Annotated in this window: 11 protein-coding genes; 8 read left to right on the top strand and 3 right to left on the bottom strand. The window is 70.8% G+C overall.

Translation table 11 applies throughout. From position 1 onward, the window contains the following. Positions 1-381: 381 nt before the first annotated feature. The 6 genes from rpmB (at position 382) to ACQXVK_RS03665 (ending at position 5,070) form a co-directional block, all read left to right on the top strand. The gene (rpmB, locus tag ACQXVK_RS03690) at positions 382-618 is read left to right on the top strand and encodes a 50S ribosomal protein L28 (protein WP_022903747.1); all 237 of its coding nucleotides are present in this window, start codon (positions 382-384) and stop codon (positions 616-618) included. Next, the gene (gene rpmG, locus ACQXVK_RS03685; RefSeq protein ID WP_022908193.1) at positions 618-788 is read left to right on the top strand and encodes a 50S ribosomal protein L33; all 171 of its coding nucleotides are present in this window, start codon (positions 618-620) and stop codon (positions 786-788) included. The genes rpmB and rpmG overlap by 1 nt, the downstream gene beginning before the upstream one ends. A 2-nt stretch (positions 789-790) precedes the next feature. Then, complete coding sequence (gene rpsN, locus ACQXVK_RS03680) at positions 791-1,096, top strand: 30S ribosomal protein S14 (RefSeq protein ID WP_022908192.1); 306 nt, start codon at positions 791-793, stop codon at positions 1,094-1,096. Positions 1,097-1,384: 288 nt separating this feature from the next. Beyond that, positions 1,385-1,672 carry an HU family DNA-binding protein gene (locus tag ACQXVK_RS03675; protein ID WP_022908191.1) on the top strand — a complete coding sequence of 96 codons (288 nt, stop codon included), beginning with the start codon at positions 1,385-1,387 and terminating at the stop codon, positions 1,670-1,672. Positions 1,673-1,819: 147 nt separating this feature from the next. Next, the gene (locus tag ACQXVK_RS03670) at positions 1,820-3,763 is read left to right on the top strand and encodes a cytochrome c oxidase assembly protein (RefSeq protein WP_430852740.1); all 1,944 of its coding nucleotides are present in this window, start codon (positions 1,820-1,822) and stop codon (positions 3,761-3,763) included. Next, entirely contained in the window at positions 3,760-5,070 is a 1,311-nt protein-coding gene (locus ACQXVK_RS03665) for an ATP-dependent DNA helicase (protein WP_430852739.1), read from the top strand. The genes ACQXVK_RS03670 and ACQXVK_RS03665 overlap by 4 nt, the downstream gene beginning before the upstream one ends. Before the next feature lie 187 nt (positions 5,071-5,257). Here ACQXVK_RS03665 and ACQXVK_RS03660 read toward each other — a convergent pair whose 3' ends face one another. Then, positions 5,258-5,707 carry a DUF4383 domain-containing protein gene (locus ACQXVK_RS03660; RefSeq protein ID WP_187290541.1) on the bottom strand — a complete coding sequence of 150 codons (450 nt, stop codon included), beginning with the start codon at positions 5,705-5,707 and terminating at the stop codon, positions 5,258-5,260. Positions 5,708-6,041: 334 nt separating this feature from the next. On the opposite strand from ACQXVK_RS03660, the gene ACQXVK_RS03655 reads away from it, so the two are divergent. Both ACQXVK_RS03655 and ACQXVK_RS03650 read left to right on the top strand, forming a co-directional pair. Continuing rightward, positions 6,042-6,842, top strand: a complete 801-nt coding sequence (locus tag ACQXVK_RS03655; RefSeq protein WP_416394696.1) for a phosphatase PAP2 family protein — start codon at positions 6,042-6,044, stop codon at positions 6,840-6,842. 110 nt (positions 6,843-6,952) lie between these two features. Beyond that, on the top strand, positions 6,953-8,092 hold the full coding sequence (locus ACQXVK_RS03650; protein ID WP_430852738.1) for a CE1758 family FMN-dependent luciferase-like monooxygenase: 1,140 nt from the start codon (positions 6,953-6,955) through the stop codon (positions 8,090-8,092). 169 nt (positions 8,093-8,261) lie between these two features. Here the strand turns inward: ACQXVK_RS03650 and ACQXVK_RS03645 are convergent, their stop codons facing one another. Both ACQXVK_RS03645 and ACQXVK_RS03640 read right to left on the bottom strand, forming a co-directional pair. Further along, positions 8,262-8,660, bottom strand: a complete 399-nt coding sequence (locus ACQXVK_RS03645; RefSeq protein ID WP_402265543.1) for a DMT family transporter — start codon at positions 8,658-8,660, stop codon at positions 8,262-8,264. 1 nt (position 8,661) lies between these two features. Beyond that, complete coding sequence (locus ACQXVK_RS03640) at positions 8,662-8,976, bottom strand: DMT family transporter (RefSeq protein WP_022907074.1); 315 nt, start codon at positions 8,974-8,976, stop codon at positions 8,662-8,664. Between the last annotated feature and the right edge of the window lie 63 nt (positions 8,977-9,039).

Here is a 9,039-nt window from a genome sequence, read left to right as displayed (position 1 = left end):
CCCGTCCCGCTCACTTGGTGAGCAGAAGGTGTCGGCTGGCCGACCGTGACCCGACCATTCCTGCTCACGAACGCGCCCGCCGGAGCCGGCGCGTGCCTCCAGGCCGACCCTCGCAGCTGCGGCGGTTTGCGACACGCCCGGTCGTCGCGTACTGTTGACCCTTGGTTCTCCACGTCCGCGTGGCGAGCCCAGTTGTTCCAAGCCCTCCGACCGTCGCGAACGCCGCGGTCGCGCGGTGTCAACGGCCCCTTCGACAGGGACCGCAGGCCTGGGCGGTGCGCACAACCCCCTCGTTCCGTCGCTCCGCGACCGAGCGCGTGCGCGCCAGGCAAGTGAACTTGGGTGCGGCCGTCCGGTCGCACGGTACCTCAGGAGGAAACCATGGCAGCAGTGTGCCAGGTGACCGGAGCCACCCCCGGCTTCGGACACAACATCTCGCACTCGCACCGCCGGACGAAGCGTCGCTTCGACCCGAACGTGCAGAAGAAGACGTACTACGTGCCCTCGCTTCGTCGTAACGTCACGCTCACGCTCAGCGCGAAGGGCATCAAGGTGATCGACGCACGCGGCATCGAGTCCGTGGTCAAGGATCTCCTCGCCCGTGGGGAGAAGATCTGATGGCCAAGAAGGGTCAGGACGTTCGTCCGATCATCAAGCTCCGCTCGACGGCGGGCACCGGGTTCACCTACGTGACCAAGAAGAACCGTCGCAACAACCCGGACCGTCTCGTGCTCAAGAAGTACGACCCGGTGATCCGCAAGCACGTCGACTTCCGTGAGGAGCGCTAAGCATGGCGAAGAAGAGCAAGATCGCGAAGAACAACCAGCGCGCCGAGATCATCGCGCGCTACGCCGAGCGTCGTCTCGAGCTGAAGAAGGCCCTCGTGGACCCGAACGGCACCGACGAGTCGCGTGAGGCCGCTCGCGTCGGTCTGCAGAAGCTCCCGCGCGACGCGTCGCCGGTCCGCTACCGCAACCGCGACGCCATCGACGGTCGCCCCCGTGGCCACCTCGGTGAGTTCGGCATCAGCCGTGTCCGCTTCCGCGACATGGCCCACCGTGGCGAGCTGCCGGGCATCACGAAGAGCTCCTGGTAAGCACCTGCTTCCGCGAATGCCCCGACACCCGAGTGGTGGCGGGGCGTTCGCCGTTCCCGGGTCGTTTCGGGGGACATCTTCGTCACATCGGTCACATTCGCCCCGTCAGGAGCCCGACAACCCCGGAAATCCGGGCGAGTCGGCAGATTTCGCCTCGGGTGGCTGGTACGTTCGACTCCGGTTCCGCAGGGTCTCACGCCCGCCGGCACCGTGGCACGGAGCACCCGCTCCGGGCGCCGGACGAGAAGTCGTCCGACCGATACTGCAAGAAGTCCGAGGAGGACATCCATGGCTGACAAGTCCCTGAACCGCACCGAGCTCGTCGCTGCCGTCGCCGCTGAGTCCGGCCAGAGCCAGGCCACCGTCAACGGCGTCGTCGACGCGCTCTTCTCCGTCGTCTCCGGCTCGGTCGCTGACGGCACCAAGGTCACGATCCCCGGCTGGATCGCCTTCGAGAAGACCCACCGCGCCGCCCGCACCGGCCGCAACCCGCAGACGGGCGAGGCCATCGAGATCGCCGCGAGCGACTCGGTCAAGGTCAGCGCCGGCTCGAAGCTCAAGGCTGCCGTCAAGTAAGACCGCTCCGCGAACGGAAGGGACGACTCCGGTCGTCCCTTTCGTCGTTCCCGGGGTCCTCCTCCACAGCCAGGAGGCGCGGATCGCCGCCCACAGGTCGGCTCGCTCGATTCCGTGGCCGGGTCGGCCAGCGCCTAGGCTTGACGGGTGGATCGGATCGCGCGCATCGCCGGCCCCGGCGTGCTGCTGCTCGTCGGGTTCGTGTCCCTCCTCGTCGCGCTGGTCATCGGGGGCGGGGCGAACGCCGCGCTCATCGCCGATCCCGGTGCCGTCGTCCGGTTCGGGCTGCCGATCGCCCGCATGGTCGTGGACCTCGCCGCCGCCGCCACGATCGGTGGCCTCGCGCTCGCGACCGTCGGGTTGTCGCGCACGGCGCCCGAGTGGAACCGGGCGATCGACGTCGCCGCCGGTGCCGCGGGCGTCTGGACGGTGGCCGCCGCCGTCTCGACCTTCTTCACGTTCCTCAGCGTCGCCGGCTCGACGATCAGCATCGACGAGCAGTTCGGGCAGTCGATGGGGGTGTTCCTCACCGGGACCGAGCTCGGCCTCGCCTGGCTCGTCACGGTCCTCGTCGCGGCGGCGGTCACGGTGCTCTGCTTCGCCGTGCGCGCACGGGGCATGGTCGCCCTCACCGCGGGCGTCGCCATGATCGGCCTGCTCCCGCTCGCCCAGCAGGGGCACGCTGCAGGCACCGCGAGCCACGACGCCGCGGTGACCGCCCTGGGCCTCCACCTCGTCGGTGCCGCGCTCTGGGTGGGCGGTCTCGTCATGCTCGCGCTGCTGCGTCCCGTGATCGACGGGGACCGTCTGCCGGTCGTCGTCGGCCGGTACTCGAACATCGCGCTCGGGTGCTTCGTGCTCGTGGCCGTCTCCGGTGTGGCGACCGCGCAGATCCGCGTCGGGGTGCTCGCGAACCTGTTCACCCCCTACGGGGTGCTGGTGCTCGTCAAGATCGCAGCCATCGTCGCGATCGGGGTCTTCGGCGCCGTGCAGCGTCAGCGGACGATCCGCTCCCTCGTCGCCGCACCCGGACGCCGCGGTCCGTTCTGGCTCCTCGTCGTCGCCGAGCTCGCCGTCATGGGCGTCGCCAGCGGGTTCGCCGCGGCGCTCGGCCGGACCGCGACCCCGGTCGACCAGGTCGCCCTGAGCAAGACCACGAACCCGTCGCCGGCCGAGCTGCTCACCGACGACCCCCTGCCGCACGCACCGGGTGCCTGGGGATGGCTGACGGCGTGGAACATCGACCTGTTCTGGCTGATGGCGGCCGTGCTGCTCGCCGCGGCGTACGCGGCCGGCGTTGTCCGCCTGCGTCGAGCGGGCGTGCGCTGGCCGGTCCGCCGGACCGTCGCGGCGAGCATCGCGATCGTCGCGCTCGTCATCGCGACGTCCGGTGCGCTCCACACCTACGACCGCTTCCTCGTGTCCGCGAACGTCGGCTCGCACGTGCTGCTCGGGCTCGTCGTGCCGGCGCTCGTCTGGGCGGCCGCGCCGGTGCAGCTCATCCGCCGGGCCGTGCACCCACGTGACGACGACAGCACGGGTGTCCGCGAGTGGACCGGGGTCCTCGTCGACAACCCGGCGGTGCGGTACCTCGTGCAGCCCTTCCCGGCGTTCCTGTTCCTCGCCGCCGCGTGGTGGGCGTTCTTCGCGACCGACGCGCTCCGGTGGTCGATCAGCGACCCGACGGGGCGGACCGTGATCGACGTCGGGTTCCTGCTCGTGGGGCTCCTCGCCGTGCCCACCCTCCTCACGCCGGTCGCCGCCGGGGCGCGGGCGGCGTCGCCGTCGGCGCTCGCGGTCCGGATCGCCGGGGCGGTCGTGGTGGCCGCCGGGCTCGTCTCGCTCGGCATCGCGATGCGCGGACCGCTCGGGCTCCTGCAGGCGTCCTGGTTCGGTGCGATGGGGCGCACGTGGGGGCCGGATCCGCTCGTCGACCAGGCCCGCGCCGGCACGGTGCTCGTGGTCGCCGGCATCGCGGTCGTCGTGACCGTCGTCGCCGTCGGACTCGTCCGTGTGCGAACGGGCCAGCGGGGCGCGACCGCCGACTCCACGCGCACCGTCGGTCCGGGTGACCCGGTGTCGGCGCGATGAGCGTCGAGCTCAGCGCCGAGCAGCGCGCCGTCTTCGAGTACATCGAGCACACCCGCGACCACGTGTTCATCACCGGTCGGGCGGGCACCGGCAAGTCGACGCTGCTGAACCACCTGTCGTGGAACACCGAGAAGCAGGTCGTCATCTGCGCGCCGACCGGGGTCGCCGCGCTGAACGTCGGCGGCCAGACGATCCACTCGCTCTTCCGGCTGCCGATCGGGCTCATCGCCGACGCCGACCTCCGGCAGGGGCCGGACACCCGCAAGCTCCTCAACACGATCGACACCCTCGTGATCGACGAGGTCTCGATGGTGAACGCCGACCTGCTCGACGCGATGGACCGGTCGCTGCGGAAGGCCCGCGGGCGCCAGTTCGAGGCGTTCGGCGGCGTGCAGGTCGTCATGTTCGGCGACCCGTACCAGCTGCCGCCGGTGCCGGGCGACGGCGACGAGCGCGCGTACTTCACCGACCACTACCGTTCGATGTGGTTCTTCGACGCCAAGGTGTGGCTCGAGGCCGAGCTCCACATCGTCGAGCTCGCGACGGTGCACCGGCAGCGCGACGACGCCTTCGCCGCGATGCTGACCGCCGTCCGCCACGGGCGCGTGACGGCCGAGGTGGCCGGGCAGCTCAACGCCGCGGGTGCACGGACCGCCCCGGACGACGCCATCACCCTGGCGACCCGGAACGACACCGTGGCGCGCATCAACAAGGCCGCGCTCGACCGGCTGCCCGGCAAGGTGCGGACGGCACGCGCCGACGTGAACGGGGACTTCGGCGGCCGGAACTTCCCCGCCGACGAAGCCCTCGAGCTGAAGCCCGGCGCGCACGTGATGTTCCTCCGGAACGACCCCGACCAGCGGTGGGTGAACGGGACCCTCGGCGTCGTGCAGACGATCCGCGACACGGTGTGGGTCGACGTCGACGGGGAGTCGTTCGAGGTCCAGCCGTCGGTCTGGGAGAAGTTCAAGTACTCGTACGACCCCGACAAGAAGGAACTCAAGAAGGACACCGTGGGGGAGTTCCAGCAGTTCCCGCTGCGCCTCGCCTGGGCGGTGACCATCCACAAGTCGCAGGGCAGCACCTACGACCGCGCGGTGGTCGACCTCGGCAACCGGGTCTTCAGCGCCGGCCAGACGTACGTCGCGCTGTCGCGGCTGACGTCGCTCGAGGGCCTGTACCTCACCCGGCCGCTGCGGCCGCAGGACATCATCGTGGACCTCGACGTCCGGCGCTTCATGTCCGAGGCGCCCCGGGTCGTGGCGACGGAGCTCGAGGCGGCCCCGGCCCCCGACGACGCCGACTGACCCCCGGTCCGGCGCGACGCGACGCGGCGTGGCCCGGCCCGGGCCGGCACTGTACGGTCAGGCGTGCCGCGGCCCGATGCGGCCCGGCCCGGCCTGCGCCGCCGTCCGGACGACGCATCGGCCGCGCCCCGGACGCACGACGCCCCGCCGGCCACGACGGGCGGGCGGGGCGTCCAGGACGCGAGGGTCAGCCCCGGGCGGCGGCCCGGAGTGCGCGGAGGTTCTCCTTGTCGGCGCCGAACGCCGTGAGCAGGAGGACCACGCCGACGATCGCGTGGAAGACGTTGTCCGTGGTGTTGAGTGCGAACACGTTCGCCGAGGTGTTCACGAACACGAAGCCGTACACCGCGAGCACGACGAGCACGACGCCCACCAGGACGTTCGCGTTGCGCGACCCGACGGTGTTGCCGAGCCCGACGATGAGCAGCACGGCGGCGAGCAGCACCCACAGGAGCGCGAGCGGCGGGTTCACCCCGAACGCGTTCCAGAGCATGCCGCCCTTGCGGCTGAAGAAGCCCGGGTCGCCGTCGGCGGCGAAGAAGAACCCGAGGATGCCCCAGACGAAGAGCAACGCCCCCACGGTGAGCGCGAGACCGCGGTTCGGGGAAGCGGTGATGCTCGGTTCCTTGATGGCCACTTCGGTTTCCTCCTCGTACGCAACCGGCGTCGTGTCCGCCGGTCCGGCGATGCGCGCCGGTGCGTTCGACCGCGCGCGACCGGTCGACACGTTCCCGGATCCGAAGGTCGCTGCCCCGCGGTTCCCAGGCTCCGACCGGCGTCCCAACGGTATCGTGTCGGACCCCGACCGTCCGAATCGCACGCGCGTGACCAGACGTGCGATGACACCGACGACCAGCACCCCGAGGAGGACCAGCCCGGTGACCCGAACGCCCGAACGCAGCGCACCCGAGTCGCGTGGACCGAGCGTCTCACGGAGGGTGCGGTGGGGACTGTTGTCGGCTCTGGGGTTCGTGATCGTGCCTCTCGTCTACGCGGTGGCGGTGTTGACGCCGGTGGGGCAGCGGGTCGAGGACGCCGCACTCGGCGGGGTCCGGGAATCCGACCTGTTCTCGTCGGACACTGCCCTGAACGTCATCTCGGTACCGGTGATCCTGTTGCTCGTGGTCGTGATCGCCGCCGTCGCACTCGCCCGGCGCCGGCTTGCGGTGGGGCTCGGAGCCGGTGTCGTCGTGCTCGCCTCGGCAGCCACCTCGACGCTCGTCAAGCGTATCGCCGAGCGCCCGGAGATCGCCGAGTCCACGACGCCGAACTCGTTCCCGTCCGGCCACGCCACCATCGCCCTCGCCGCACTCTTCGCCGTCCTGATGGTCACCCCGCGTCGGTTCCGCCCGCTCGTCGTGGTCGTGGGCGCCGCCTACGCGGTGTTCGTCGCGAACCAGACGGTCGTCTACGGCTGGCACCGGGTGAGCGACATCATCGGCGCCTGTGCCATCGCGCTGTTCTGGGTCGGCGCGGTCCGCGCGCTCGGGCCGCGGGTCGACCGTGGTGCGCGCGGTGACCGGGACGGACGCCGCGGGCCGCGCCGCCTGGTGACCTGGGTCCTCCTGGTCGCCACCGGCGTCACGTTCCTGGTCGGCGTCGCAGCCCTGGTGTACGGCGTCTCGGGCGGGGTGCACGACCACGCCGCCATCCTCGTCGCTGGTCGGATGGCGTCGAGCGCGAGCGTCCTCGCCGTGGTGACGATCGTCTGGATCGCGGACGGCATGCACCACGCGGCGCGGACGGACACCGAGGCACTGCCCGTCCGGTAGGGCGTGGACCCCTGGCGGGAATGCCGGGCGCTGCGGTACGTTGTACCGAGCAAGTCGATGCAAACGCATCGAAATCGCAGGCGGAGGGACTCCGCGGAAGGCGGCGCATCATGCAGTTCGGCATCTTCACGGTCAGTGACGTCACGACCGACCCCACCACCGGGACGACCCCGGACGACACCCAGCGGGTCCGCGACATCCTGACGATCGCCGAGCACGCCGACCAGGCGGGGCTCGACGTCTTCGCGACCGGCGAGCACCACAACCCGCCGTTCGTGGCCTCGAGCCCGACCACCATGCTCGGCTACCTCGCCGGACGCACGAAGCACATCACGCTCTCGACGTCGACGACCCTCATCACCACGAACGACCCGGTGCGCATCGCCGAGGAGTACGCGATGCTCCAGGTCATCTCCGACGGCCGCATGGACCTCATGATGGGCCGCGGCAACACGGGGCCGGTCTACCCGTGGTTCGGGCAGGACATCCGCCAGGGCGTCAACCTCGCGATCGAGAACTACGCGCTCGTCCGCCAGCTCTGGGAGAACGACGTCGTCAACTGGCAGGGGAAGTTCCGCACGCCGCTGCAGGGCTTCACCTCGACCCCGCGTCCGCTCGACGGCGTCCCGCCCTTCGTGTGGCACGGCTCGATCCGCACGCCGGAGATCGCCGAGCAGGCTGCCTACTACGGCGACGGGTTCCTCCACAACAACATCTTCTGGCCGATCCAGCACACCGAGCAGATGGTGGGCCTCTACCGTCAGCGCTTCGAGCACTACGGGCACGGGCGTGCCGACCAGGCGATCGTCGGGCTCGGCGGCCAGTTCTTCGCGCGGAAGAACTCGCAGGACGCCGTCGCCGAGTTCCGTCCGTACTTCGACAACGCGCCGGTCTACGGCCACGGTCCCTCGATGGAGGACTTCACCGAGCAGACCCCGCTCACGGTCGGTTCGCCGCAGCAGGTGATCGACCGGTACGCCGCGATGAAGGACCACGTCGGGCACTACCAGCGCCAGCTGTTCCTCGTCGACCACGCCGGGCTGCCGCTCAAGACGGTGCTCGAGCAGATCGACATCCTCGCCGAGGACATCGTTCCCGAACTGCGCAAGATCAACGAGGAGGGCCGGCCGGAAGGCGTGCCGTCGAACCCGCCGTCGCACGCCGACCGCGTGGCCGCCGCGATGGCCGCCGGCACCCTGGGCAGCGACCACGTCGCCGCGGAGGACGAGTTCACCGGAGCGTCCGTCTGACGCTCGCTTCGTGAGCAGCAATGGTCGGGTCCCGCAAGGTGACCCGACCATTGCTGCTCACCATGCGCGGTGAGCGTGGCCCCAGATCGGACTGGAGGCGCGGTGCCGGCTGGCACCGCGCCTCCAGTCCGTCTCGGCATGCGTCCACGGCGCGAGCCGAGTTTCGGGGTCAGCGACGGGCCACGGGGCCGGCGGCGCGTGAGCTGTCGCTCAGCGCGAGAGCTCGGCCGGGGAGGCCGGCTCGCACCGGGCGGGCCGGCACGAGCTTCAGGCCGACGACGCAGCCGACGATGCCGGCGATGAACAGCAGGCGCAGCGCGGTCACGGGCTCCGCGCCGGTGGCCATGCCCCACAGGACGGTGAGCGCGGCACCGGTCCCCGTCCAGACGGCGTACGCGGTGCTGATCGGGATGTGCTTGAGGACGTAGCCGAAGGCGCCGAGGCTCACCACGATGGTGACCGCGAAGACGATCGTCGGCCGGAGCTGGGTGAAGCCCTCGCTCTCGCCGAGAGCGGTCGCCCACACGGTCTCGAGCGTGGCGCTGACGAACAGGACGATCCACGCCACCTCAGCTCACCACCTTCAGGCCGACCACGCAGGCGACGAGGCCGAGGACGAGCGCGACCCGGGCGACCGATGCGGCCTCCTGTCGACGGAGGATCGCGACGACGACCGTCAGTGAGGCGCCGATGCCGACCCAGACCGCGTAGGCGGTGCCGACCGGGATCGCCGTCATCGCGAACGCCAGTCCGATCATGCTGAGCGCCATGCCGGCGACGAACACGATCGTCGGCACGGCCTTCCTGAAGCCGTTCGATGCGCCGAGCGCGGTGGCCCACACCGCCTCGAGCACGCCCGACAGGACGAGGACTGCCCACGCCATGACGGTCTCCCTTCGATCTCGTTCCGCAAGTCGCACGACTGTGCGACAACGGACTCCACGGTA

The organism is Curtobacterium sp. AB451 (genome assembly GCF_050585845.1).
GTDB lineage: Bacteria > Actinomycetota > Actinomycetes > Actinomycetales > Microbacteriaceae > Curtobacterium.
The sequence above is the reverse complement of the archived record's forward strand: the minus strand, read 5'-3'. Positions and strand labels throughout refer to the sequence as shown.

What these genes read in the sequence shown, in the direction of transcription:
- rpmB (WP_022903747.1), top strand. Translation starts at nt 382, where the DNA reads ATGGCAGCAGTGTGCCAGGTGACCGGAGCCACCCCCGGCTTCGGACAC.
- rpmG (WP_022908193.1), top strand. Translation starts at nt 618, where the DNA reads ATGGCCAAGAAGGGTCAGGACGTTCGTCCGATCATCAAGCTCCGCTCG.
- rpsN (WP_022908192.1), top strand. Translation starts at nt 791, where the DNA reads ATGGCGAAGAAGAGCAAGATCGCGAAGAACAACCAGCGCGCCGAGATC.
- ACQXVK_RS03675 (WP_022908191.1), top strand. Translation starts at nt 1,385, where the DNA reads ATGGCTGACAAGTCCCTGAACCGCACCGAGCTCGTCGCTGCCGTCGCC.
- ACQXVK_RS03665 (WP_430852739.1), top strand. Translation starts at nt 3,760, where the DNA reads ATGAGCGTCGAGCTCAGCGCCGAGCAGCGCGCCGTCTTCGAGTACATC.
- ACQXVK_RS03650 (WP_430852738.1), top strand. Translation starts at nt 6,953, where the DNA reads ATGCAGTTCGGCATCTTCACGGTCAGTGACGTCACGACCGACCCCACC.
- ACQXVK_RS03640 (WP_022907074.1), bottom strand. Translation starts at nt 8,976, where the DNA reads ATGGCGTGGGCAGTCCTCGTCCTGTCGGGCGTGCTCGAGGCGGTGTGG.